Source organism: Paraburkholderia pallida (assembly GCF_004524855.1).
Lineage (GTDB): Bacteria > Pseudomonadota > Gammaproteobacteria > Burkholderiales > Burkholderiaceae > Paraburkholderia > Paraburkholderia oxyphila.
Window position 1 is genome coordinate 2,773,868 of sequence record NZ_CP038148.1, and the last position, 24,208, is coordinate 2,798,075.

Annotated in this window: 17 protein-coding genes and 1 tRNA gene; 6 read left to right on the plus strand and 12 right to left on the minus strand. The window is 65.4% G+C overall.

Features of this window, described 5'->3' with window-relative positions:
* The first annotated feature begins 77 nt into the window (after positions 1 to 77).
* On the plus strand, positions 78 to 1,898 hold the full coding sequence (locus E1956_RS12595; RefSeq protein WP_232071142.1) for a VRR-NUC domain-containing protein: 1,821 nt from the start codon (positions 78 to 80) through the stop codon (positions 1,896 to 1,898).
* On the plus strand, positions 1,895 to 4,222 hold the full coding sequence (locus tag E1956_RS12600; protein ID WP_134749285.1) for an ATP-dependent DNA helicase: 2,328 nt from the start codon (positions 1,895 to 1,897) through the stop codon (positions 4,220 to 4,222). The genes E1956_RS12595 and E1956_RS12600 overlap by 4 nt, the downstream gene beginning before the upstream one ends.
* Positions 4,223 to 4,301: 79 nt before the next feature.
* Here the strand turns inward: E1956_RS12600 and E1956_RS12605 are convergent, their stop codons facing one another.
* From E1956_RS12605 to xylA, 3 genes are all read right to left on the minus strand, one after another.
* A complete protein-coding gene (locus tag E1956_RS12605; RefSeq protein ID WP_134749287.1) occupies positions 4,302 to 7,163 on the minus strand; it encodes an ATP-dependent Clp protease ATP-binding subunit in 2,862 nt (953 codons plus the stop codon).
* Between the two features lie 327 nt (positions 7,164 to 7,490).
* A complete protein-coding gene (gene xylB / locus E1956_RS12610) occupies positions 7,491 to 8,981 on the minus strand; it encodes a xylulokinase (protein ID WP_134749289.1) in 1,491 nt (496 codons plus the stop codon).
* Positions 8,982 to 9,048: 67 nt separating this feature from the next.
* Positions 9,049 to 10,371: a xylose isomerase gene (gene xylA, locus E1956_RS12615; protein WP_134749291.1), complete on the minus strand. Its 1,323-nt coding sequence runs from the start codon at positions 10,369 to 10,371 to the stop codon at positions 9,049 to 9,051.
* A 424-nt stretch (positions 10,372 to 10,795) separates the two neighbouring features.
* Here xylA and E1956_RS12620 point away from each other — a divergent pair, with 424 nt between their 5' ends.
* Together E1956_RS12620 and E1956_RS12625 are read left to right on the plus strand one after the other, a co-directional pair.
* The gene (locus E1956_RS12620; RefSeq protein ID WP_134749293.1) at positions 10,796 to 12,073 is read left to right on the plus strand and encodes a XylR family transcriptional regulator; all 1,278 of its coding nucleotides are present in this window, start codon (positions 10,796 to 10,798) and stop codon (positions 12,071 to 12,073) included.
* Positions 12,070 to 13,146: an aldose epimerase family protein gene (locus E1956_RS12625; RefSeq protein WP_134749295.1), complete on the plus strand. Its 1,077-nt coding sequence runs from the start codon at positions 12,070 to 12,072 to the stop codon at positions 13,144 to 13,146. Before E1956_RS12620 ends, E1956_RS12625 begins: the two co-directional genes overlap by 4 nt.
* An 81-nt stretch (positions 13,147 to 13,227) precedes the next feature.
* Here E1956_RS12625 and E1956_RS12630 read toward each other — a convergent pair whose 3' ends face one another.
* Together E1956_RS12630 and E1956_RS12635 are read right to left on the minus strand one after the other, a co-directional pair.
* Entirely contained in the window at positions 13,228 to 14,088 is an 861-nt protein-coding gene (locus E1956_RS12630; RefSeq protein WP_134749297.1) for a 3-hydroxybutyryl-CoA dehydrogenase, read from the minus strand.
* Positions 14,089 to 14,289: 201 nt separating this feature from the next.
* On the minus strand, positions 14,290 to 14,856 hold the full coding sequence (locus E1956_RS12635) for an acyloxyacyl hydrolase (RefSeq protein WP_134749299.1): 567 nt from the start codon (positions 14,854 to 14,856) through the stop codon (positions 14,290 to 14,292).
* A gap of 639 nt (positions 14,857 to 15,495) precedes the next feature.
* On the opposite strand from E1956_RS12635, the gene E1956_RS12640 reads away from it, so the two are divergent.
* The gene (locus tag E1956_RS12640; protein ID WP_134749301.1) at positions 15,496 to 16,938 is read left to right on the plus strand and encodes an MFS transporter; all 1,443 of its coding nucleotides are present in this window, start codon (positions 15,496 to 15,498) and stop codon (positions 16,936 to 16,938) included.
* Between the two features lie 127 nt (positions 16,939 to 17,065).
* Here the strand turns inward: E1956_RS12640 and E1956_RS12645 are convergent, their stop codons facing one another.
* The gene (locus E1956_RS12645) at positions 17,066 to 18,004 is read right to left on the minus strand and encodes a DMT family transporter (protein ID WP_134749303.1); all 939 of its coding nucleotides are present in this window, start codon (positions 18,002 to 18,004) and stop codon (positions 17,066 to 17,068) included.
* Between the two features lie 354 nt (positions 18,005 to 18,358).
* Between E1956_RS12645 and E1956_RS12650 the strand changes: the two genes are divergently transcribed.
* On the plus strand, positions 18,359 to 18,727 hold the full coding sequence (locus tag E1956_RS12650) for a hypothetical protein (protein ID WP_134749305.1): 369 nt from the start codon (positions 18,359 to 18,361) through the stop codon (positions 18,725 to 18,727).
* Positions 18,728 to 18,815: 88 nt separating this feature from the next.
* Here E1956_RS12650 and E1956_RS12655 read toward each other — a convergent pair.
* From E1956_RS12655 to rplT, 6 genes are all read right to left on the minus strand, one after another.
* Positions 18,816 to 18,892, minus strand: a tRNA-Pro gene (locus E1956_RS12655).
* Between the two features lie 82 nt (positions 18,893 to 18,974).
* On the minus strand, positions 18,975 to 19,373 hold the full coding sequence (locus tag E1956_RS12660) for a MerR family transcriptional regulator (RefSeq protein WP_134749307.1): 399 nt from the start codon (positions 19,371 to 19,373) through the stop codon (positions 18,975 to 18,977).
* Positions 19,374 to 19,506: 133 nt separating this feature from the next.
* A complete protein-coding gene (locus E1956_RS12665) occupies positions 19,507 to 19,917 on the minus strand; it encodes an integration host factor subunit alpha (RefSeq protein ID WP_134749309.1) in 411 nt (136 codons plus the stop codon).
* Positions 19,918 to 19,998: 81 nt separating this feature from the next.
* The gene (pheT, locus tag E1956_RS12670; RefSeq protein ID WP_134749310.1) at positions 19,999 to 22,440 is read right to left on the minus strand and encodes a phenylalanine--tRNA ligase subunit beta; all 2,442 of its coding nucleotides are present in this window, start codon (positions 22,438 to 22,440) and stop codon (positions 19,999 to 20,001) included.
* Positions 22,441 to 22,570: 130 nt separating this feature from the next.
* On the minus strand, positions 22,571 to 23,584 hold the full coding sequence (gene pheS, locus E1956_RS12675) for a phenylalanine--tRNA ligase subunit alpha (protein WP_167760010.1): 1,014 nt from the start codon (positions 23,582 to 23,584) through the stop codon (positions 22,571 to 22,573).
* 237 nt (positions 23,585 to 23,821) lie between these two features.
* Positions 23,822 to 24,181 (minus strand): 50S ribosomal protein L20, encoded by a 360-nt coding sequence (rplT, locus tag E1956_RS12680; protein WP_004192938.1) that lies wholly within the window; start codon positions 24,179 to 24,181, stop codon positions 23,822 to 23,824.
* Positions 24,182 to 24,208: the final 27 nt, after the last annotated feature.

Consider the following 24,208-nt stretch of genomic DNA (forward strand, 5'->3'; position numbering starts at 1 on the left):
ATCGGGTTCTGCGCACGGCGCTCGCGCGCCGCGCCGGCCTGTTATTATCGCGGCTGTATATCCGTACAGTGCCGCGCGTGCTTCCCGAATCTCCCGATCCGTTCTATTACCTCGCGAACTTCGAGCGCGCGCTCGCCTCGCTCGATGCGCGCTGCGCCGACCTGTTCGACGAAGCCGAACAGTGCTTCGTGCAGGGCTTCGGCGCCCTGCCGCGGGCTTCGCGCGCGCTGTTCGTGCGCATGCTCATGCGCAAAGGGCCGCATTTTCGCGCGAGCAAGCTCGACTACGCCGAGATCGGCTGTCCGCGCGCGGCGGCGGCGGCCCTCGTGGCGGCGGGCTGGGCGGACGCGGCGCCCGTGCTCGCACTCGACGCGCTCGCGGCGCTCGTCACCAAAGCCGAATTGCAGACGCTCGCCACATGGCTCGCAACCTGCGCGCAGGCGCAAGGCGCGCCTGAGGTGACCATCGCGCCTGATACGGCTGATTCCTCCGACGTGCCCAAGCCCGTGAGCGCGCAGCACACCGGCGCTACCGCCCGCGCCGTACCGGCCGCACGCGCCACGCGCGCAGAAACACTCGAAGCCCTGCAAGCCGCCGCGCCCGAGGCGCGCGGCTGGTCCGCGTGGTTTCCGGGCTCGGCCGATACCGTGTTCCATCTGGTGGCCGCGCCGCTGTGCGAGCGGCTCAGGCTGATGTTCTTCGGCAACCTGCGGCAGGACTGGTCCGAGTTCGTGCTGGCCGACCTGGGCGTCTACCGCTACGAACCAGTGCCGCTCGACAGCGCCTCGCGCGCGTTTCAGCAACGCGCCGATATCGACGCCTATCTCACGCTGCGCGACTGCCGCGAGTCCTTCGATCTTGCTCCGGACGCGGCGAGCGCCGTCACTGCCCTCGACACTGCACTCGATACGCTCGACACTCTTGCGCCGCGCACCCGGCACAACGACTGGCTGCGCTCGCGTCACGACCGGGTGCGCCACGCGGCGGGCCAGGCGGCCGAGCGCCTGGGCGAGCCGGCGCTGGCCTGGCGCGCCTATGCCGACTGCGGTCATCCCGAATCGCGCTATCGCTGCGTGCGCGTCCTCGAACAACTCGACCGACGCGACGAAGCGCTCGCGCTCGCCCAGGCCATTGCCGGCGCGCCCGCGAACGAAGAGGAAGCGCAACGTGCGACGCGCACGCTCGCACGCCTGCAGCGGCGGCGCGCCACGGCGCAAACGCCGACAACGCCCGGCGCGCCGACGTTCGCGAGCGCCGAGCTCACGCTCCCCGACGCCTGCGCCGGCCTGCGCGTGGAGGAAGCCGCGCGCCGCACGCTCGAGCGCGCCGAGGCGCCCGTCTTCTACGTCGAGAACACGCTCATCAACAGCCTCTTCGGCCTGCTCTGCTGGCCTGCGCTCTTCGCGCCGCTGCCGGGCGCCTTCTTCCATCCGTTCCAGCGCGGCCCCGCCGACCTGCACGCCACCGACTTCGTGTCCCGGCGCGCCGGGCTCTTCGCCGCGTGTCTCGCCGAATTCGAGACCGGCACCTATCGCGCGACCATCGAACGGCGCTTCACGCAGAAGTACGGCATCCAGTCGCCCTACGTCGCGTGGCCCGCGCTCGACGCCACGCTGCTTGCGCTGGCGCTCGACTGCTTTCCCGCCGCCCACCTGAAGCTGTGGTTCGAGCGCCTGCTGCGCGAACCCGGCGCGAACCGTTCGGGCCTGCCCGACCTCGTGCGCTTCTGGCCGCGCGAGCGACGCTACGAGTTGATCGAGGTGAAGGGCCCCGGCGACCGGCTGCAGGACAACCAGCGCCGCTGGCTCGCGTACTGCGCGGCACACGGCGTGCCCGTGACGGTGCTGCAAGTGCGCTGGGCGGCGCCGGAAGGCACCTCAGCTGCGCCCACGCCATGAGCTACACCGTCGCGGTCCGTACGCTCTGCGAGTTCACCGCGAAACGCGGCGACCTCGACCTGCGCTTCACGCCCTCGCCCGATGCGAGCGAAGGCCGCGCCGGCCACGCCGCGATCGCCGCACGCCGGCCGACCGGCTATGAAACCGAAATCGCGCTCACCGGCGTATTCGGCACGCTCACGGTGCGCGGCCGCGCCGACGGCTATGACCCGGCACGCCAACGGCTCGAAGAGTTCAAGACCTATCGCGGCGATCTGGAGGCGATGCGCGAGAATCAGCGCGCGCTGCACTGGGCGCAATTGCGTGTCTATGGCGCGCTGATGTGCGAGAAGCTCGGCCTCGACGCGCTCGAGCTCGCGCTCGTCTACTACGAGATCGGCTCGGGACGCGAGACGGCGCTCGTCGAGCACGCGAGCGCGCAGCAACTGCGCGCCGAATTCGAGTCGCAGTGCGCACGCTTCATCGCGTGGGCCGAACAGGAGAGCGCGCATCGCGCGGCGCGCGACGTGGCGCTCGCGGCCTTGCGCCTGCCGCATGCGACGTTCCGCGAGGGCCAGCGCGATCTCGCCGAGGCCGTGTGGCGCGCGGCCACGCAAGGACGCTGCCTGCTCATCGAGGCGCCCACCGGTATCGGCAAGACCATCGGCACGCTGTTCCCGCAACTGAAGGCCTGCGCGCGCGCCGGCATCGACAAGGTGCTGTTCTTGAGCGCGAAGAGCCCGGGACGGCAGCTCGCGCTCGACGCGCTCGACACGCTGGCCGCCGCTCAAGTCGATGGCGCACCTCGCGATGGCGTACCCCGCGAAGGCGAAGCTCGCGAAGGCGAGCCGCGCGACGCCGCCCTGCTGCCACTACGCGTGCTCGAACTGGTCGCGCGCGACAAAGCCTGCGAGCATCCGGACCTCGCATGCCACGGGCAATCGTGCCCGCTCGCACGCGGCTTCTACGACCGCCTGCCCGCCGCGCGCGCCGCCGCACTCGCGCGCGTGCGGCTCGATCGCGCCGCATTGCGCGAGGTCGCGCGCGAGCATGTCGTCTGTCCGTACTACCTCGGCCAGGAGCTCACGCGCTGGAGCGACGTGATCGTCGGCGATTACAACTATTACTTCGACGTGAGCGCGATGTTGTTCATGCTCGGCGCGCACAACCAGTGGCGCACGAGCGTGCTCGTGGACGAGGCGCACAATCTGCCCGAACGCGCCCGCGCGATGTATTCCGCCGAGCTCGTGCAAACGCGCCTCGACGCCGTGCGGCGCGCCGCGAGCGCTCCTGTGAAGCGGGCGATGACACGTCTCGCGCGCCACTGGAACGCGCAGAACGCCGTGCAGCCGCACGCGTGGCGCGCGAGCGAGACGCTGCCGGAAGGCCTCGTTGCCGCGCTCGGCGACGTGATCGCCGCCATTGGCGACCAGCTCGCGCAACCGGCGTTCGTGCGCGACGCCGAGCTCGAACGCTTCTATTTCGACGCACTGCACTTCGTGCGCATGGCCGAGCGCTTCGATACGCAATCGATCTTCGACGTCACGCCGCTTGCCGCGCGGGACGCGAAGCGCACGCGCTCGACGCTGTGCATCCGCAACATCGTGCCCGCCGGCGCGCTGCGTCCACGCATGGCGGCGGCCCATAGCGTGACGCTCTTTTCGGCGACGCTCGCGCCCACGCGCTACTACGCCGAGATGCTCGGCCTGCCCGCGAACACCGTGAACGTGGAGATTGGCACGCCATTTCGCGCCGAGCAGCTCGACGTGCGGATCGCGCGCGATATCTCCACGCGCTACAAGGACCGCGAGCGCTCGCTCGACGCGCTCGTCGAGCGCATCGCAAGGCAGTACGACGCGCGCCCCGGCAATTACCTGTGCTTCTTCAGCAGCTACGACTATCTCCAGCTCGCCGCCGACGCCTTCGTCGCGCGGCATCCGCACGTGAGTACATGGATGCAGTCGCGCACGATGGACGAGGCGCAACAGCAGGCCTTCGTTGCGCGCTTCGTGGAGGGCGGCTGCGGGATCGGCTTTGCGGTGCTCGGCGGAGCGTTCGGCGAAGGCATCGACCTGCCGGGCACGCGCCTGATCGGCACGTTCATCGCGACGCTCGGCATGCCGCAGGTGAACCCCGTCAACGAGGCGATGCGCGAACGCATGCAAACGCTCTACGGCGCCGGATTCGACTACACCTATCTGATCCCCGGGCTGCGCAAGGTCGTGCAGGCCGCGGGCCGCGTGATTCGCACCGAACACGACTGCGGCGTCGTGTATCTGCTCGACGACCGCTTCGCGCGGCCGGACGTGCGCGCGCTGCTGCCTGCGTGGTGGCAAATCGGCTAGCGTATTAAATCAGGATGTCGAATTAAATCCCAGGAAACAAAACCGGCGCCGCGACGGCGCCGGTTTCTCCACTACGGACTCAGGCCGCCTTCGACTTGCCCGTGCCCTTGCCGCCCTTCTTCGGCGGTGGCGGCGGCGGATCGCCCTCGGCGTCATCTGCGGCGAGCTCCGGCGCGACCTCCTTCACGTCCGGCTTCGCGCCCTTTCCATCGCCTTTGGCCTTCTTTGCGGGCTTGTTTTCCGGCACGTCGGGCGGCACCGCGATCTTGCTGATGGTCACTTCATGGTTCGCCGTGTCGTAGCCGATCTCGGCGGTATCGCCCGTTTGCAATGCGTCGCCGAGCATCTCCTTGGCGAGCCGCGTCTCCACTTCCTGGCGAATCTGCCGCTTCAGCTCGCGTGCGCCGAACTCGGGTTGATAGCCGGCCTCGACCAGATGCGCGACAAGCGCATCGCTCATCTTCAGCGTGATGCCCTGCGCCGCCGCGGTACGCTTCACGCGGTCGAGCTGAATCTGCACGATCGATTCAATGTTCTCGCGCGAGAGCGCATGGAACACGATGATCTCGTCGATGCGATTGAGAAACTCGGGACGGAAGTGGCCCTTTAGCACCTTCATGAGCGCGTCTTTGAGCGCCTTGTCGTTCATGCGCGAGTCGGCCGGACGCTCGAGATTCTCCATGATGATCGGCGCGCCCAGATTGCTCGTGGCGATGATGATCGTGTTGCTGAAATCGACCACACGGCCCTTGCCGTCGGTGAGCCGGCCGTCGTCGAACACCTGCAGTAGCACGTTGTAGACGTCCGGGTGCGCCTTCTCGATTTCGTCGAGCAGAATCACGCTATAGGGACGACGGCGCACGCGCTCGGTGAGCTGGCCGCCTTCGTCGTAGCCCACGTATCCGGGCGGCGCGCCAATCAGGCGCGCAACGGCATGGCGCTCCATGTACTCGCTCATGTCGATGCGGATGATGGCCTGCTCGTCGCCGAACACGGTTTCCGCGAGCGCCTTCGCTAGCTCGGTCTTGCCCACGCCCGTGGGCCCGAGGAACAGGAACGTGGCAATCGGCCGGTGCTCCTGCCCGAGGCCAGCGCGCGAAAGACGCACCGCGTCGCTCACGGCGACCACGGCGTCGCTCTGGCCGACCACGCGCTCGCGCAGCTTTTCCTCCATCTTCAGCAGCTTCTGCCGCTCTTCCTGCGTGAGATCGGCCACGGGGATACCGGTGAGACGCGAGACCACTTCGGCGATGGACGCGACCGTCACCTCGAGCGTCTCCGAACCGGTCTTGCGCTGCCACGCCTCGGTGAGCTCTTCGAGTTTGGCCTGCTTTTCGTTGATCCGTTCTTCGAAGTTCTTTGCCTCGTCGAAGCGCTTGCGCGAGGCCGCATAGTCCTGTTCGCGCTTGCACTGCGCGATCTCCGCCTCCAGCTCCTGGATCTCCGCCGGCCGCGAGGTCGCGCCGATGCGCACGCGCGCGGCCGCCTGATCGATCAGATCGATGGCCTTGTCGGGCAAGAAGCGCGAGGTGATGTAGCGGTCCGAGAGCTCGGCCGCCGCGACGAAGGCGTCGTCGGCGAACGTGACCTGATGGTGCGCCTCAAGCTTGTCGCGCAGGCCACGCAAGATCACGATCGTCTGCTCGACGGTGGGCTCCGGCACGAGCACGGGCTGGAAGCGACGCTCCAGCGCCGCGTCCTTCTCGATGTACTTCTGATACTCGTTGAGCGTGGTCGCGCCAATCAGGCTCAACTCGCCGCGCGCGAGCGCGGGCTTGAGCACGTTCGCGATATCGAGGCCGCCCTCGCCGCCGCCTTGGCCCGCACCCACGATCGTATGCAGTTCATCAATGAAGAGGATCAGCTCGTCGTGCTTGGCCGTCACCTCGTCAATCAACTGCTTCGCGCGCTCTTCGAACTCGCCGCGATACTTCGCGCCCGCGACCATCGAATTGATGTTCACCTCGACGAGCCGCTTGCCGCGCAGGACCTCGGGCACGTCGCCGTTCACGATACGCTGCGCGAGGCCTTCGACGATGGCGGTCTTGCCCACGCCCGGCTCGCCGATCAGCACCGGATTGTTCTTCTTCCGGCGCGCGAGCACTTCGATAGTGTTCTCGATCTCCAGCGCACGGCCGAGCACCGGATCGAGCTTGCCCTGGCGCGCCATGGCCGTGAGATCGCGGCCGAACTTGTCGAGCGTGGGCGTGCCCGTGGGTGCATCCACGCGGCCGTCTTCCGCGCCCTTGCCCACCACCTTCACGACCTTCTGGCGCAGCGCCTCGGGGGTCACGCCGTACTTCTTGAGCAATGTGCCGGCAATGCTGTCCGGCACCGCCGCCAGCCCGATCAGCAGATGCTCGGGACCGACGTACGAGTGGCCCAGATCGCGCGACGCCTGGAACGCGAACTGAAACGCCTTCTTCAGGCGCGGCGAGATCGTCATCTTGTCGATGGGCGCGTCGGGGTCGGCGTTGCCCTTTTGCGCGTGCTGGTCGATGTAGCCCTTGATGTCCTGCGGCGAGAGCTTCAATTCCTTCAGGAGTGCCGCACAAACGTCGGTATCGGCGAGCACGTAGAGCAGATGTTCGGTGTCGAGCTCGGTGCGCCGCAACTCATGGGCTTTTTCGGCGGCGCGCTGCAGGATCTCGAGCGTCTGCTCGCTGAACGCGTCCGTGGCGTCGACGGACTCGCGCGGCACCTCCGCCTCGAAGCCCCCACCTCCGTCGTCGTGATTGCCCTCGCCTTCCGGGCCGCCGAAGAAACGCGACAGACCGCTGCCGCCCAGCAGCGAATCGAACGGATTGAGCGCGCTTTGATGGCGCATCAACTGCCGATAGTCGTAATCGCATATCGACATGGACTTGCGCTGGCCGTTTTGCACGACCGTCACGCGCGCGACAGCGGGCCGCGCGTTGCAGATTTCACAGAGGGTAGGCATGGTCGACTTGTCTCCAGTTCGGCGCCGTTGCGCGTAATGCGAAACGGCACGGCGCATCGCGAAGATGCGCCGGAAAAGTGACAGAGCGGCGGCGGCCCGCGCAGAAGACGCGGCGCTGCGCCAGGCGTTGCCGGGCCGGCGGCATCATCGACTGCGAGCACCGGAGGCACACGACGAAACGATTGTGGCAGGAAACGTGGCGGCACGCTCCAAATGTGTATCGAGACTTGTGAAGCGAGCGCGTTGATACGCAGGCTTACAGCGATAGTCCACAAGCTTGCGTCACAGTCTTGTCATACGAAAAGCGCAACGGGGCGTGGAGGTCTGTCACGCGTCACTGCTGAATACGGGTTCGAGTGCGCGATAGAGTGCGCGAAACGTTGGTCGCCGCGCTTCGCGATACCACGCGTGACGCCCGGCGTCGGGCTCGCGCACGGCCAGGACCGGCGGCTGCGGACAGACGGCGTCGAGCGCCGCGTGCGGCTCGAGCGCGAGATGCGCGAGGCGCGCCGCGCCCAATGCAGGACCGACCTCGCCGCCCGCGCGCAGCGTGAGCGCACGCCCGCTGATATCCGCGAGCATCTGCGTCCACCACGCGCTGCGCGAGCCGCCGCCGATCACCGTGATTGTCTCGGGCACGAGACCCGCCGCGTGCAGTGCATCCATGCCGTCGAGCAGCGCGAAGCCCACGCCTTCGAGTGTCGCGTTGGCGAGATCGGCGCGCGTGGTCTGTGGCGTCATGCCGTAGAACACGCCCTTCGCGTTGACGTTGTTGTGTGGCGTCCGCTCGCCGCTCAGATAAGGCAGAAACCACGGCCTGCGCGCATCGAGCGCCGCGCCCGCCTGCGCCTGCGCGTCGGCGAGCAATGCGGCAACGCTTTCGTGACCCGTCAAACGCGCCGTGAAATCGAGGCAGCTCGCGGCGTTGAGTATCACCGACATCAAGTGCCAGGTACGCGGCAACGCATGGCAAAAGCTATGGACCGCGGAATCCGGATTCGCGAGAAAGCCGTCCGAGACCGCGAAATACACGCCCGACGTCCCGAGCGAGAGCATCGCGTCGCCGGGCCGCACGATCCCCACGCCCACCGCGCCGGCCGCGTTGTCGCCAGCGCCCGCCACCACCGGTATCTCGCGCAAGCCGAATTCGCGCGCGATCTCGGGGCGCAGCGTGCCGGTCACTTCATTGCCTTCGAAGACCTCGGGCATCTGCGCGCGCGTCAGGCCGCAGGCGGACAGCAGCGCGTCGCTGTAATCGCGCCTGGCAACGTCGAGCCAGAGCGTGCCGGCGGCGTCGGAGGGATCGGTCGCGAACACGCCCGTCAGCAACCAGCGCAGATAATCTTTTGGCAGCAGCACGTGCGCGATGCGCGCGAACACCTCGGGCTCGTGCTCGCGCACCCAGAGCAGCTTGGGTGCCGTAAAGCCCGGCATGGCGAGATTGCCGGCCACTGCGTGCAGCTCCGGCATGGCCTTTTCCAGCTCGATACATTCGGAATCCGAACGACCGTCGTTCCAGAGAATCGCCGGACGCAGCACCTCGCCCTTCGCATCGAGCAACGTTGCGCCGTGCATCTGGCCCGTGAGACCCAGCGCCTCGATACGCGCCGTGTCGACGCCATTGCGGCGCACCGTGTCCAGCAGTTCGCGCAGCGCGCTGCGTGCCGCGCCCCACCAGTCCTGCGGCGCCTGCTCGGACCAGCGCGGCTGCGGCCGGCTCGCCGCGAGCGGTGCGCTCGCGCTGCCGAGCACGTCGCCGGCGCGATCGAGCAGCACGGCCTTCACGCCCGATGTGCCGAGGTCGATACCGATAAACATGTCTGCATCCCCTCTCGTTTCTCGTGCGCTTCTCGTACGCTCCTCGTGTGCTTCTCGCGGCGTGCGTTCAGCGCTGCGCGTAGATCGCCTGATTCACGACGTTCTCGAGCCGCTCCTGCTGGCCGCTCGCATGCTGCGGATTGAAGCCATGCGCGGCGGCATCGGCGGCCAGCGACGCAAGCGAATAGCCGCCTGCGAGGATCTTGCGGCCGAGCTCGGTATCCCAGCCCGCATAGCGCTGACGCTTGAACTGTTCGAGACGATCGTTCTCGACCAGCACTGCCGCACGCTCGAGCGCGAGGGCGAGCACATCGATCGCGCCCACGTGGCCATAGAACAGGTCTTCGGGATCGGCGCTCTGACGCCGCACCTTCGCATCGAAATTCATGCCGCCCGTGGTGAAGCCGCCGTGGCGCAGGATTTCGTAGAGCGCCAGCGTCAGCTCTTCCACGCTGTTCGGAAACTGATCGGTGTCCCAGCCATTTTGCGAATCGCCGCGATTGGCGTCTACGCTGCCGAACACGCCGAGCGCGTAGGCCATCGCAATCTCGTGGTGGAACGAATGGCCCGCGAGGGTGGCATGATTCGCCTCGATGTTCACGCGAATTTCGTTTTGCAGTCCGTATTGGGTCAGAAAACCGTGCACGGTGGCGACGTCATAGTCGTACTGGTGCTTGGTGGGCTCCTGCGGCTTCGGCTCGATCAGCAGCGTGCCCTTGAAGCCGATGCGCGCCTTGTGCTCGACCACCATCGAGAGAAAACGCGCAAACTGCTCGCGCTCGCGGCTGAGGTCGGTATTGAGCAGCGTTTCGTAGCCCTCGCGCCCACCCCACAACACGTAATTCTCGCCCCCGAGGCGGTGCGTGGCGTCGAGCGCGTGGCACACCTGGGTGGCCGCCCAGGCGAAGACCTCGGGGTTCGGATTCGTGGCCGCACCGGCTGCATAGCGCGGATGCGAAAACAGATTCGCCGTGCCCCACAGCAGCTTCATGCCGCTCGCCTGCTGCTTCGCCTCCAGGTAATCCACCATGCGCGCGAAGTTCTCCTTGTAATCCTTGAGGTCCTTGCCTTCGGGCGCAACGTCGGTGTCGTGGAAGGTATAGAACGGCACGCCGAGCTTCGTGAAGAACTCGAACGCCGCGTCGGCCTTCTGGTGCGCGCGCTCCATCGCGTCGCCGGGCTGATGCCACGGACGATGAAAAGTGCCGTGGCCGAAGATGTCGCCGCCGGGCCACACGAACGTATGCCAGTAGCACACCGCGACGCGCAGGTGTTCCTCCAGCGTCTTGCCGAGGAGCTTCTTCGTGCGATCGTAGTAGTGGTAGGCAAGCGGATTGTCCGATTGCGGGCCTTCGTAGCGAATGGCTGGAATAGCTTCGAAATACGACATGGTGTCCCCCGTCTCAAGCAAAGACGTCGATCGCACCTGGCGCTTGAGCTGTAGGCCCGAGTGAGTGCTCGAGTCCTGACTCCGGCCCCATGCAGAGCACCTGGTGCGATCCCGTGCAAAGCGCTCATGTTGCGGCGCAACGGCACACGCCGTGCGAACTGAGGCCATACTGCCCGTGTCGCCCGAAGGGCGGCAATTGCGAAATTGCGCGACCGGCACAACGTTTCCTGCCACCCGCCCGTCAGGCACGCGTGCACGGCCTAGAATACCGGGACGCTTGAAAAGCAGCGCGCCGCTTCGCCGCGAGTAACGGACAAGCGACGTACAAGCAACGCACAAGCGCCGCGCAAGCCCCGCGCCCGAACTGGAGACGACTGCGCCTGCCGCAACGCCAGCAAGCGCATGCAGAACCGAACCGCATGCCATGAACCGTGCCCCCGCTGCCCAGACCGCGCATCGCATCGCACTGCTCTTCAATGCGAACAAGGTGTACGACCGCGAGATCATCGCGGGCATCGGCCATTACCTGCGCTCGACGCGCGTGGCGTGGGACCTCTTTCTCGAAGAGGATTTCCGCTGCCGTCTCGCGGGCATCGAGCGCTTCGACGGCGACGGCATCATCGCCGACTTCGACGACCCCGCCGTCGCCAGTGCGCTTGCGGGCTGCCCGCTGCCGGTGGTGGCGGTCGGCTCGTCGTTCGAGGATCCGACGCAGTACCCCGCCGCGCTGCCCTATATCGCCACCGACAACCGCAAGCTCGTTTCGCTCGCGTGGACGCACTTGATCGGCGCGGGCCTGCCGCATCTCGCGATGTACAGCTTGCCCATCGCGCAGGAGAACCGCTGGGCACAGGAGCGCGAGCGGGCCTTCCAGGCGCTCGCGCAGGCAGAGGACGTTCAGGCGCCCGTCTATCGCGGCCTGGCCACCAGTGCGCCGTCGTGGAACCAGGCCATCGAGCAACTGAGCGCGTGGCTGCACGCGCTGCCCAAGCCCGTCGGCGTGATCGCCGTGACCGATGCGCGCGCCCGCCATCTGCTGCAGGCCTGCCTGATGCACGGCATCGCCGTGCCGGAACAGGTGGCGATCATCGGCATCGACAACGACCCGCTCACACGCACCCTCACCCGCATCCCGCTTTCCTCGGTCATTCAGGGCACCGAGGAAATGGGCAAGACCGCGGCGCACCTGCTGCACCAGATGCTCGGCGGTGCACGTTTTCCGGGACGGCGCATTCTGGTTCCGCCCGTCGGCATCAATGTGCTGGAATCGACACGGCATGAACCGCTGTCCAGCCCGCACGTGATGCGTGCACGCCACTTCATCCGCCAGTACGCGTGCCAGGGCATCAAGACCGAGCAGGTCGCCGATTACGTGGGCGTGTCGCGCTCGTCGCTGGAAGAATACTTCCGGCGTGAACTGCACCGCACGGTCCACCAGGAGATCCTGAGGCACAAGCTCGACGCCGCGAAAGCGCTACTCGCGAGCCGCGACGCGTCGAGTGCCGAAGTGGCCATCCGCTGCGGGTTCACGTCGCTCCAGTACATGTACGCGGTGTTCCGGCGCGAACTGGACTGCACACCGCGCGAATATCAGGACCGCGTGGCGCAGCCCGCCAGTTCCGCGGCGTCCGCCTCGCCCCAGCCGAACGCGCAGGCGGCGCAAGCCCCGGCCCTTCCGACTCTCCCGACCGACGCCACATGAACCGAATCGCCCAACTGAGTTCCGAACCTTGGGGTGCGCTGCCCGGCGGCGACGCCTGCCGGCTCTACACGCTGCGCAACGCTCAGGGCATGAAAGTGCAGATCAGCGACCTCGGCGCGACGCTGGTGAGCTGGCACGCGCCCGATCGCACGGGACGGCTCGCCGACATCCTGCTGGGCCACGACACGCCCGCCGCGTACCATGCGGCCACGACCTACATGGGCGGCCTCGTCGGCCGCTGGGCCAACCGCATTGCCGGTGCGCGCTTCACATTGGATGGCATCGACTACACGCTCGATCGCAACGAGAACGGCAATTTGCTGCATGGCGGCGCGAACGGATTTCACCGCGCGAGATGGCAAGCGGAGGACGATCGCGGCACGCTGCTGCTGCGGCTCGATTCGCCCGAGGGGGACGCCGGCTTTCCCGGCAACGTGAACGTGCAAGTCCGCTACACGCTCGACGACGACGGCACGCTCACGCTCGATTACGAAGCCCTCAGCGACGCCCCCACTCCGCTGAACCTGACGAGCCATGGCTATTTCAATCTCAGCGGCGAGCCGGGCACGGACATTCGCGGCCACCTCCTGACCATCGACGCCGACGCGTACCTCGAAGTCGATCCGCAGATGATCCCGATCCGGGTGGCCGACGTGCGCGGCACGGCCTTCGACTTTCGCCAGGGCGCGCCGCTGGGCGCGCGGCTCGACTGGCCCCACGCGCAGATCGCGCTAGCGGGCGGCTTCGACCACTGCTACATCTTGCGCGACGCCGCGCAAGCGGGCCATGCGCCTGCCGTGCGCACCGTGGCGAGTGTCTACGAGCCCGGCAGCGGGCGCGAGCTCACGGTCGCCACCGACCAGCGCGGCCTGCAGTGCTATACGGGAAATTATCTGGAGGGCCAGCCTGGGCGCCACGGCGTGCCATGCGTGCGCCATGGCGCGCTGTGCCTGGAAGCGGGTGGATTCCCGAACCAGATCAACATGGATGCACCGGAATGCAATGAAGTGGTGTTGCGGCCCGGCGGCAGTTACCGCCAGGTCACGCAGTACAGGCTAACCGTGCGCGAATGAAGCGCAGTGCAGGCGCGGGCCAAAAAGGGACATCTGGCGCCGGCCTGCACCAAAGTGCCGGAAAGACCTCAGGAAAAGGCCTCAGGAAACCTTGTCGTACTGGTACACGCCACGGCCGGTCTTGCGGCCGAGCTGCCCTGCCGCCACCATCTCGCGCAACAGCGGACACGCACGATACTTCGAGTCGCCGAAGTCCTTCAGGAACACGTCCATCACCGAGAGACACACGTCGAGGCCGATCAGGTCCGCGAGCGCGAGCGGCCCGATCGGATGATTCGCGCCGAGCTTCATGCCGGCATCGATTTCCTCGGCGCTCGCGACACCTTCGGCGAGCACGAAGAACGCCTCGTTGATCATCGGCACGAGAATGCGGTTGACGACGAAGCCCGGCGAGTTCTTCACCGCGATGGGCGTCTTCTCGAGGCGCAGCGCAAGCTCGCGCACGGCATCGGCCACGTCCGGGCGCGTCTGGAGGCCGCGAATGACCTCGACGAGCGGCATCATCGGCACCGGATTGAAGAAGTGCATGCCGATGAAGCGCGACGGGTCGGCCAGCGTCGTTGCGAGCGTCGTGATCGAAATGGACGAGGTGTTCGACGCGATGATCGCGTCGGGACGCGCGGCGGCTTCGATCTGCTTGAGGATGCGCGTCTTGAGCTCGCCGTTCTCCGTGGCGGCTTCAATCACGAGGTCGGCACTGTCAAGACGCTGGTAGTCGGTGCTGGTCTCGATGCGCGCAAGCGCCGCATCGCGTGCGGCCGCGTCGAGCTTGCCTTTCGAAACGAGCCGCTCGAGGCTGTGCGCGAGCGTCGCCACGCCTCGTGCGAGCGCCGCGTCCGTCACGTCGATCATCACGGCCTTCAGGCCCGACACGGCCACCGCCTGCGCGATGCCGTTGCCCATGGTGCCCGCTCCCACAATCCCAACCGTCTCGATTGCCATGCCTGCTCCTCACTTTTTGTCTGCGACGCCAGTGCATCGCTAATGGAAAAACCTGGCCATGCCGTGCACGTGGTGCACTGCATCATGAACCGATAGTGTAACGGGTTGCGAGGGAGGGTCGGAATTTGCGCAACGGGGGGCACTATCATGCCGCCCCGCCCGCTGCGGATACGCGTGTGACAAGCCGCTGCCCGACGCGGCTCAGAAGTTGTACTGGAAGTAGATTTCGCTGAAGTTCAGGCCGGGGTTGGGGGTCTTGATGTCGGCGTTCGAGATGTGCTGAAAGCGAAAGCCCGCCTGATAGTTCTGGTGCTCGCCGAACTGCGCGCCCACGCCCACCATGTCCGCGAACTGGAATGCCGACGACAAGGTGCGGTCACCCGTGAGCTGCACATGCGAAAGCAGCCGCACGCCCACACCCGCCTCGAAATACGGCCTGATCCACCCACTGTCCTTGATGATGCGGAACACCGGCGTCACGCCGAATTCCCAGATGTTCGGGTGCGAGGCGCCTTTTTCCGTCAAGTCCCAATAAGCGACGTGCCCCTCGCCCACCACGGTGAAATGAAAACCCGCGAAATGCCACCACTGAAGCCCCGGATCCCAGACCAGGCCGAGGTCGAGTTTCTTCACACCATAGCCCGCGACACCCGGCGCCAACTGAATGCCGAATTGATCCGCGTGCGCGCTTCCTGCTCCAAAGACCAGGAGGGTCGCGCATGCAACGCGCGCCATCCGGGCCTGCCAGCCCAATTTTCTTTCTGTCATGAATATCCCCGGAAACGAACGACACTTCACGACTCGAATTTTTTACAGCCCGCTTTTCTTCACGGCCGGCCTCTGTCACTTCACTCCTTTTGGAAATGAAGGCCACTGAAACCCGACCGCTGCGATCCACCGTTTGCAAATGTATCGCGCACTGCGTCGCCAAGTGTAATCGTCAATTCGTCAGTCTGCTCATATCGGGTCTAGACGCGCGCAGGCCATTCACAGATATCTGACTTAATGCTTTCAATACAATACGTATTACCTTCAATCAGAATAAATGACACGCTTTAACTAGCAGCTTTTACTTCGCGTCAACGCACAAGCTCCATCGCTTTTACCGGCGCAACCGTGCCAAATCGACTTGAATGGCATGGATTGTTTTTTCCGCTAAACGGATTAAAGCGTCCGTGCGCTCGATCACGCGAAGCTGCAGAACCTTCCTCCATACGAATCACGCCGGCCGGCGAGCATTGCTCATCAGCGTCTTCCCTGACGCACTGTGCGCTGTACCCAAAATGAGGACAGACAGCACCAACGTGCCTCGCATAATCCGCGGGACGCGCGTTCGGCGACATCGACAAGAATAAACCCTCACCGAAGCGCGCATGCCCAGATAGCCCCGTGCCCAGGAGGAGACCCATGAGCCCAACCCAACCGCGCGACGCAACGCGAGCGCCGCAAACGTCTGCTACTGCATCGTCTGGCGATGCAGCGCCCGCACAGAATCTCGCGCAAGACTCGGCCCATGCGCGCCCAAGCGCCGACGCGGTCACGCGCAAAGTATCGCGCCATCTGCTCGGCTTCCTGTTCCTGCTGTTCGTCGTGTCGTTCCTCGACCGCATCAACATCGGCTTTGCCGGGCTCACGATGATGAAGGACCTCGGTCTGACGAGCACGCAGTTCGGCTTCGCCACCACGCTGTTCTATCTCGCCTATATCGCGTGCGGCATTCCCAGCAACCTCGCGCTCGCCCGCTTCGGCGCACGCCGCTGGATCGCGTTCATCATGATCGCGTGGGGGCTCGCCTCCACCGCGACGATGTTCGCCACCGACGCGAGGACCCTGTACGGATTGCGCATGCTGGTCGGCGTGACCGAAGCAGGCTTTCTGCCCGGCATGCTGCTCTATCTCACGTGCTGGTTTCCGCCCGCATGGCGCGCCCGCGCCAACGCGCTCTTCATGATCGCGATGCCCGTGACCGCGGCGTTCGGCTCGGCCGTATCCGGTTTCGTCCTGCGGCTCGACGGCCACGCAGGACTCGCCGGCTGGCAGTGGCTCTTTTTGCTCGAAGGGCTGCCTGCCGCCCTGCTCGGCTGCGTCGCGTTCTGCTATCTCGACGACGCACCCGCGGCCGCGCGCTGGCTCAGCCCCGCGGAAAAGCGCACGCTCGAAGCCGAACTCGCAGGCGCACCCGCCACGCCGGAAGCACACAGCGAACAGACCGGCCTCTGGCAGCAAATCCGCTCGCCGATCGTAATTCGCTTTGCGGCGGCCTATTTCTGCCTCGTCAACACGCTTGCCATGGTTGCCGTATGGGCGCCGCTCATCGTCAAGAGCTTCAGCGCGGGGGCGAGCAACGTCACGGTCGGCCTGATCGCCACGATCCCGCAGATCGTCACCATCGTCGCGATGATCGTCTGGGGGCGCCGCTCGGACCGCCGCCAGGAGCGCAAGTGGCACCTCATCGCGCCGATGCTCCTCGCCGCGCTCGGCTGCATGCTCTGCGCGAGCGGCGGCGCGCCGCTCGTTCAGTTGCTCGGCGTGTGCCTCGCTTCGGCAGGCTCGTACACGGCCATGTCGATCTTCTGGACGACGCCCGATCAGGCGTTTTCGCCCGCCGCGCGCGCAGTCGGCATCGCCGTCATCAACGCGATCGGCAATCTGAGCTCGGCTGCGAACCCGCTCGTGGTGGGGTGGCTCAGGGACATGACGCACAGCTACGCTGCGGGACTCGGCTACTCCGCGGCGCTGCTCGTGATAGGGACGCTGATCGTCGTGCGGCTGCCCGGCGGACAGAACAGTGCACGCCGTGACGCGAACAACGTTGAAGCCGCCGAGGATGCGAAGCGCGCGGCGGCCTGAAGCCAGGCGGGCCTGATGCCCGTGGCACAGCCGTCCGCGTGAGGCGTCGCATTGCACGACACCATATCGTTGTACGCACATCGAATGTACGCACAACGATCCAACTGCAGCATCGCGTGGAACGCCCTTATTGCTTGGCGCCCGCGCGCTCCTGACGCGCGCTCAAACCCGGCACACGCTTGATGAAGCCGGTCGCGAGCGACGTGCCCACGAGAATCGCCGCACACGCCTCGATCATGCCCACCGATACGTGCTCGCGAAGGAACAGCGCGCCCCAGAGGATGCCGAAGATCGGGATCACGAAGGTCACGGTGATCGTGCGCGCGGGACCAATTGCGGCGATCAGGCGGAAGAACAGCAGATACGCGACGCCCGTGCACGCGACGCCAAGGCAGAGCGCCGCGCCCCATGCATGCACTGAGACGGCAGCATGCGGCCACGTGAAAAGCGCGATCGGCGCCAGTACGACGGTCGCGGCCGTCATGGTGCCGGCGGCCACGGTGAGCGGATCGACGCCGGTCAGATGCCGCTTCGTGAAGCTCGCCGCAACACCGTAAAGCGCGGCCGCACAGAGCGCCGCCCCGGCCGCGAGCAAGGTGGTCGAGGTGCTCGCGCCGTCGCCGGCGTGCGTGGCGATCTGATCCCAGACCAGCGCGAGCACCCCCGCGAAGCCGATCGCGAGGCCGGCGATGCGCAGGCCGCTGAGCCGGTCCTTGAGCCACAGATACGCGACCACCGCGCCGAACAACGGCGTGGTCGCGTTGATCACCGAGGTCACGCCCGCGGAGAGCGTCAGCTCGGCCCATGCGAACAGGCAGAACGGCGCAGCCGAATTGAGGATGCCAACCACGAAGAGCGGCCACGCGTGCTCACGCAAGGCGCCGAGCGCCTCGCGAGGCGAGCGTCTCGAGAACAGCACGAGCAGCAGGAACAGCGCGCCGATGCCGACACGCAGCGCCATCAACGGCGCCACGCCCAGATCGGTCACGCCGACCCGGATAAAGAGAAACGACCCGCCCCACAGGGCGGCGAGAATAACGAGCTGAACGAGTTCGATCGGATTCATGGAAAGGGCGCTGGGCTGTGTGGCCGGTTGGCGTGCGGTGCCCATCAACGGACAGGACCGCACGGAGGGTACAGCACCGGCCGATAAGCGTTAATGCTAATGTGCGCGGCGCAACCCTCATAGCGAATGATTCTCATCGATATGTGAGAAAAATTAACACCGAATCTTGCGCACTCATTCGCGGCGCGTGGACATTAACGCTTTGAATTGAAGGACTTAACACAGTCCGCACCGGTGCGGGTGGTGTGTGCTGGAAGCGACATAGGGGCGCCACGCGCGGGCGTAAACTGGGACATCGGCGCGAGACGTCGGCCCGCGCTCGCCGCCGGCCATCCCATCGACAGGAGACATCGAATGAAGACCCTGCTTGCCGCCCTGCTCTTGATCCCCGCCGCGGCTGCGCTCGCGCAAGGCACCGCCTTCCCTGACGGCGCCACCACGCCCAGCGCCGCCGACATCCAGCAACGCCTGACCGGCAAGGCATTCGACATCAAGATTGGCGATGGCAGCATGTGGCACGTCCAGTACGGCGACGGCGGCAGCTACGATTTCAAGTCGAGCAAGGGATTCGCCGATCACGGCGACTGGAAAGCAGAGGACGGCAAGATCTGCAGCAAGGGCAGCAAGATCCCCTACTCGTGCAACGACGTTCGCATGAAGGGCACCGATTTGTATCTGAAGCGCGATAACGGCGAAGTCGTGCAGTTCGTCGATTCGCAGTGAGCACATGCTCGTGCTGTTGATCCACGCACGGTTCACGAAGCCAAAGAAAAAGGCCTTACGGTTTTCACCGTAAGGCCTTTTTGACTTCTGGTCGGGGCGAGAGGATTTGAACCTCCGACCACCTGCACCCCATGCAGGTACGCTACCAGGCTGCGCTACGCCCCGAGAGCTAGAAAGTATAACAGACCCTTTCTCTAATTAGAACCACCAGAATCGGAATTCGTCACAAAGATTGTTTGCAGGATCTTCATTGCCCCAGCAGGTCGATCACGTGCAGCAACTCCTTGCGCAACTGATCGACGTCCACCATCGCCATATTGCCCTGCGCAGCGCTCACCTCACCCGTCTCGCCCGGCGCGGCTTCCTGAGCCACCGCACCCGGCGAATCGAGCCGGTTGCGTGCGCCGTTGATCGTGAAGCCCTGCTCGTAGAGCAGTTCACGAATACGCCGGATCAGCAGGACTTCGTGATGCTGATAGTAGCGGCGGTTGCCGCGCCGCTTGACCGGCTTCAACTGCGTGAACTCCTGCTCCCAATACCGCAGCACATGAGGCTTCACGCCGCACAGCTCGCTCACTTCGCCAATCGTGAAGTAGCGCTTGGCGGGGATGGGGGGCAAGACGACCTTTTCGATTGTCGATGTCATCGCCGGGTTGCCGTCGTGGTGGTTGCGCAATGTGGCGTCGCCGCCTGGGTCAAGTGTTTCCAGTCACGCCCGCTGCATGCTCACCCGTGCGGGCCGCGCGGGTCCTCCCGCGCATGATGCCTTGATCGACGAATCAGCGCGTGAAGCTTGCCTCCGCGCCGCTCTCGACCAGAGCCTTGAGCTTCTGGCTCGCGTGGAACGTCACCACGCGTCGCGCTGCAATGGGGATCGCCTCCCCGGTCTTCGGGTTGCGGCCCGGTCGTTGCGGCTTGTCGCGCAACTGGAAATTGCCGAAGCCCGAGAGCTTCACGCTTTCGCCGCTTTCGAGCGCGTCGCGAATCACTTCGAAGAACGCTTCGACCATGTCCTTGGCCTCGCGCTTGTTGAGCCCGACGTTGTCGAACAGCAGTTCCGCGAGCTCGGCTTTGGTCAGCGTGGGCGTGTCGTTCGTGGCGCTTGCCGACGAGGCAGGGATGTCGCGAATCATGGCGCTACGCTGTGCCGCAAGAAGGGCTTCGAAATCACTCGAGTTCATTTCGTTCATCTATCTATGAAATGGCGCGCTTCCGGTTCTCGGGACTGCACGAACCGGAAGCCTATGTCGGTAGGAGATGAGCCGTGGAGCTTATCCGCGCAACCGGGCGCCAAACACTCGAGCCAGGCGATCCACCAGGGACTTGATGGCCGCATCGACCGTTTCGTCCTGAAGGGTCCCGCCAGTATCTTGCAGGGTCACCCGGAAGGCAAGGCTTTTCTCGTCCGCGCCAAGTCCGGAAGTGTTTGATTTTGCACGAAATTCATCGAACAATGCAACCCTCTGGACAATCTTGCAGGGCTCGTCCTGCATGCCCTTGTAAAGCTCGTCGAGCAACGCCTGAACCTCGATCTTTTGATCGACAACAAGCGCAATGTCGCGCCGAACCGGCGGGAATTTCGAGACTTCAGACGGTGCAGGCAGTTCGCGCGCCATCAGCGCATCGGCTTGCACTTCGAAGAGGATCGGCGCATGAGGCAGGTCATACTTCTGCATCCAGCGCGGATGCAGCTCGCCAATCCAGCCCACCGCGCGGCCATCCACTTCGATGCGCGCGCTACGGCCCGGATGCAGCGCCGGGTGCTCGGCCTTCACGAAACGCGGCGCTTTTGCCGCACCCAGCGAGGCGAACAGCGCTTCGAGATCGCCCTTCATGTCGAAGTAATCGACGCCGCGCGTCTGCGCGCCCCACTGCTCGTCGAGCGCCGGACCGTAGGCGAGCGCACCGATCATCTTCGGTTGTGCGAAGCCTTCCACCGTCATCTCGCCGGCCTTGATCGACTGATCGTGCAGGAACACGCGGCCCGCCTCGAACACGCGCACGCGGTCCGCGCGGCGGTTGAGGTTGTGGCGCAGCACGTTGACGAGGCTGCCGAACAGCGTCGTGCGCATGACCGAGAGCTGGCTCGCGATCGGGTTCAGCAGCTTCACGGGATTCGCGTTGCCCGCGAGATCCTGTTCCCACTCCGCGTCGACGAAGCTGAAGTTGATCGTCTCGGCGTAGTCGCGCGCGGCCAGCGCGTGACGGATCGCGTGAATCGAGCGGCGCGTTTCGTTGGTTGCGCGCATTTCGCTGCGCGCGACCGGCGGGTTCGCCGGAATCTTCTCGAAGCCGTAGATGCGCGCGACTTCTTCGATCAGGTCTTCCTCGATCTCGATGTCGAAGCGGTACGGCGGCGGCGTCACGCTGAACGTATCGCCTTCGCGCGTGAACGTGAGGCCCAGACGCGTGAAGATCTGCGCGATCTCGTCGGCATCGATCTTCACACCGATGATGCGGTTCGCACGCGCGACACGCATCTTCACCGGCTCGCGCTTGGGCACGTTCACGGTCTGATCGTCGATCGGGCCGGCCTCGCCACCGCAGATGTCGAGGATCAGTTGCGTGATGCGCTCGATGTGCTCGACGGTCGTGGACCAGTCCACGCCGCGCTCGAAGCGGTGGCCCGCATCGGTCGAGAAGTTGTAGCGGCGCGAGCGGCCACGGATGCTGTCCGGCCACCAGAACGCGGCCTCGAGATAGATGTTCTTCGTGTCGAGCGAGACGGCCGTGCTGTCGCCCCCCATGATGCCCGCGAGGCTTTCGATCTCGCGCTCGTCGGCAATCACGCCGACGGTTTCATCGACTTCGACGGTATTGCCGTTGAGCAGCTTGAGCGTCTCGCCCTTCTTGCCCCAGCGCACGTCCATCGAGCCGTGGATCTTGTCGAGATCGAACACGTGCGACGGGCGGCCCAGTTCGAGCATCACGTAGTTCGAAATATCGACGAGCGCCGAGATGCTGCGCTGGCCAGAGCGCTCGAGGCGCTCGACCATCCACGCCGGCGTCTTCGCGTGCGCGTTCACGCCGCGGATCACGCGGCCCGAGAAACGGCCGCACAGGTCCGGCGCCGAGATCTTCACGGGCAACGTTTCGTTGAGCTTGACTTCGACCTGCGGGAACACCGGGGCCTGCAGCGGCGCGCCCGTGATCGCGGCGGTCTCGCGCGCGATGCCGTACACCGAAAGGCAATCGGCCTTGTTCGGCGTGAGCTTGATTTCGAAGATGGTGTCGTCGAGGTTGAGCGTCTCGCGAATGTCCTGGCCGATGGGCGTGTCTTCCGGCAGGATCATCAGACCGCTGTGGTCTTCGGAGAGCTTCAGTTCGCGCGCCGAGCACAGCATGCCCTGGCTCTCCACGCCGCGCAGCTTCGAGAGCTTGATCGCGAAGGGCTTGCCGCCCTCTTCCGCGGGCGGCAGTTCGGCGCCCACGAGCGCCACCGGCACCTTGATGCCGGGCGCCACGTTGGGCGCGCCGCACACGATCTGCAGCGTCGCGCCGGTGCCGGCATCGACCTGTGTGACATTGAGCTTGTCCGCGTCCGGGTGCTTGACGACTTCGAGCACGCGGCCCACCACGATCTTCGACGTGGGCGGCGCGGCCGGGCGCAGGCCTTCGATTTCGAGGCCGGCCATGGTGAGCGCGTGGGCCAGCTCGTCGGTCGTGAGCTTCGGATCGACAAAGCTTCTCAGCCAGGATTCGGGGAATAGCATTTCGTTTTACGTTCCAGACAGATTGAGACCGTCGCGAAGCGTTTTCTCGCGCACCGCCCTGGAGGCTTGGGGTGCTGCGTGCGCTTCGCGAACCGCGGATGCCGTGCGTGCCGTACGTTGGCCTTCGGGCTTAGGCGAACTGGCGCAAGAAGCGCAGGTCGCCTTCGAAGAACAGACGCAGATCCTGCACGCCATAACGCAGCATCGTCAGGCGTTCGAGGCCGCTGCCGAACGCAAAGCCGATATAGCGTTCCGGGTCGAGGCCCATGTTGCGGATCACGGTCGGATGCACTTGCCCCGAGCCCGAGATCTCGAGCCACTTGCCGGCGTTCTTGCCCTGCTCGAACATCATGTCGATTTCGGCCGACGGTTCCGTGAACGGGAAGTACGACGGACGGAAACGCACCTGGATGTCGTCGCGCTCGAAGAACTTACTCAGGAAGTCCGTATAGACGCCCTTCAGGTCCGCGAAGCTGATGTTCTCTTCGATCCACAGGCCTTCGACCTGGTTGAACATCGGCGAGTGGGTGGCGTCGCTGTCCACGCGATAGGTGCGGCCCGGCACGATCACCTTGATGGGCGGCGTGTGCGTGCGCGCGTAGCGCACCTGCATCGGGCTCGTGTGCGTGCGCAGCAGGAGCGGACGGCCTTCGGCGTCCTTGCCGTCCACGTAGAACGTGTCCTGCATCGAACGCGCCGGATGGTTTTCCGGGCTGTTGAGCGAGGTGAAGTTGTACCAGTCGGTTTCGATCTCGGGACCGTCGGCCACGTCGAAGCCGATCGAGCCGAAGATCTGCTCGACGCGTTCCCACGTCTGCATCACCGGATGCAGGCTGCCGGTGCCCGTGCCGCGGCCCGGCAACGTGACGTCGATCGCCTCGGCGGCGAGACGCTGGTTCAGCAGCGCATCGGCGAGCGCCTGACGGCGCGCGTTGAGCGCCGCCTCGACCTGCTGCTTGACGGCGTTGATGCGCGCACCCTCGGTCTTGCGTGTTTCCGGGTCGAGCTTGCCGAGGCCCTTGAGCAGCTCGGTCAGCGCGCCGGATTTACCGAGAAAACGCGCCTTTTCGTTTTCAAGCGTGTTGACGTCGGGGGCGGAAGCGAACGCGCCTTGCGCGTCGGCGACAATCTGGTCCAGATCCATTGATCCCATCTTTTCAGCGTCAGTGTTTGAGACTTGAGCGGCGCATTTCACGTTGCCGGCCACGATGATGACGCACGGGCGCGACGACATGAAGGCACTCGCAGGAAGCGCGCAGATAGCGCTTCACCAACAAAAACGGGGCTCGGTGAGGAGCCCCGTTTTTGTTGCAGCATCACCGAAACGACCGGAATGTTTGCTGCAACGAACCTGCGCAATACCTATGCTTGATACCAGCGCTTAGGCAGCGACGGCGGCCTTCACCTGCTTGACGATCGCAGCAAATGCAGCCTTGTCGAACACCGCCATGTCAGCCAGAACCTTGCGGTCGAGTTCGATCGACGCCTTCTTCAGGCCGTTGATGAACACGCTGTAGGTCATGTCGTGCTGACGCACCGCCGCGTTGATACGCGTGATCCACAGTGCGCGGAACACACGCTTCTTGTTGCGGCGATCGCGGTAGGCGTATTGGCCCGCGCGCATGACCGCCTGCTTGGCGATGCGATAGACGTTATTGCGACGGCCGCGGTAACCCTTGGCCAGGTTGATGATCTTCTTGTGACGGGCCCGTGCGGTAACCCCACGTTTGACTCGAGGCATGAGTAGCTCCTATGAGTTGTCGGTTGA

Bases quoted from the DNA above. Each gene is read 5' to 3' on its own strand.
- E1956_RS12600 (WP_134749285.1), top strand. From the start codon at position 1,895: ATGAGCTACACCGTCGCGGTCCGTACGCTCTGCGAGTTCACCGCGAAA.
- E1956_RS12605 (WP_134749287.1), bottom strand. From the start codon at position 7,163: ATGCCTACCCTCTGTGAAATCTGCAACGCGCGGCCCGCTGTCGCGCGC.
- xylB (WP_134749289.1), bottom strand. From the start codon at position 8,981: ATGTTTATCGGTATCGACCTCGGCACATCGGGCGTGAAGGCCGTGCTG.
- xylA (WP_134749291.1), bottom strand. From the start codon at position 10,371: ATGTCGTATTTCGAAGCTATTCCAGCCATTCGCTACGAAGGCCCGCAA.
- E1956_RS12620 (WP_134749293.1), top strand. From the start codon at position 10,796: ATGAACCGTGCCCCCGCTGCCCAGACCGCGCATCGCATCGCACTGCTC.
- E1956_RS12625 (WP_134749295.1), top strand. From the start codon at position 12,070: ATGAACCGAATCGCCCAACTGAGTTCCGAACCTTGGGGTGCGCTGCCC.
- E1956_RS12630 (WP_134749297.1), bottom strand. From the start codon at position 14,088: ATGGCAATCGAGACGGTTGGGATTGTGGGAGCGGGCACCATGGGCAAC.
- E1956_RS12635 (WP_134749299.1), bottom strand. From the start codon at position 14,856: ATGACAGAAAGAAAATTGGGCTGGCAGGCCCGGATGGCGCGCGTTGCA.
- E1956_RS12640 (WP_134749301.1), top strand. From the start codon at position 15,496: ATGAGCCCAACCCAACCGCGCGACGCAACGCGAGCGCCGCAAACGTCT.
- E1956_RS12645 (WP_134749303.1), bottom strand. From the start codon at position 18,004: ATGAATCCGATCGAACTCGTTCAGCTCGTTATTCTCGCCGCCCTGTGG.
- E1956_RS12650 (WP_134749305.1), top strand. From the start codon at position 18,359: ATGAAGACCCTGCTTGCCGCCCTGCTCTTGATCCCCGCCGCGGCTGCG.
- E1956_RS12660 (WP_134749307.1), bottom strand. From the start codon at position 19,373: ATGACATCGACAATCGAAAAGGTCGTCTTGCCCCCCATCCCCGCCAAG.
- E1956_RS12665 (WP_134749309.1), bottom strand. From the start codon at position 19,917: ATGAACGAAATGAACTCGAGTGATTTCGAAGCCCTTCTTGCGGCACAG.
- pheT (WP_134749310.1), bottom strand. From the start codon at position 22,440: ATGCTATTCCCCGAATCCTGGCTGAGAAGCTTTGTCGATCCGAAGCTC.
- pheS (WP_167760010.1), bottom strand. From the start codon at position 23,584: ATGGATCTGGACCAGATTGTCGCCGACGCGCAAGGCGCGTTCGCTTCC.
- rplT (WP_004192938.1), bottom strand. From the start codon at position 24,181: ATGCCTCGAGTCAAACGTGGGGTTACCGCACGGGCCCGTCACAAGAAG.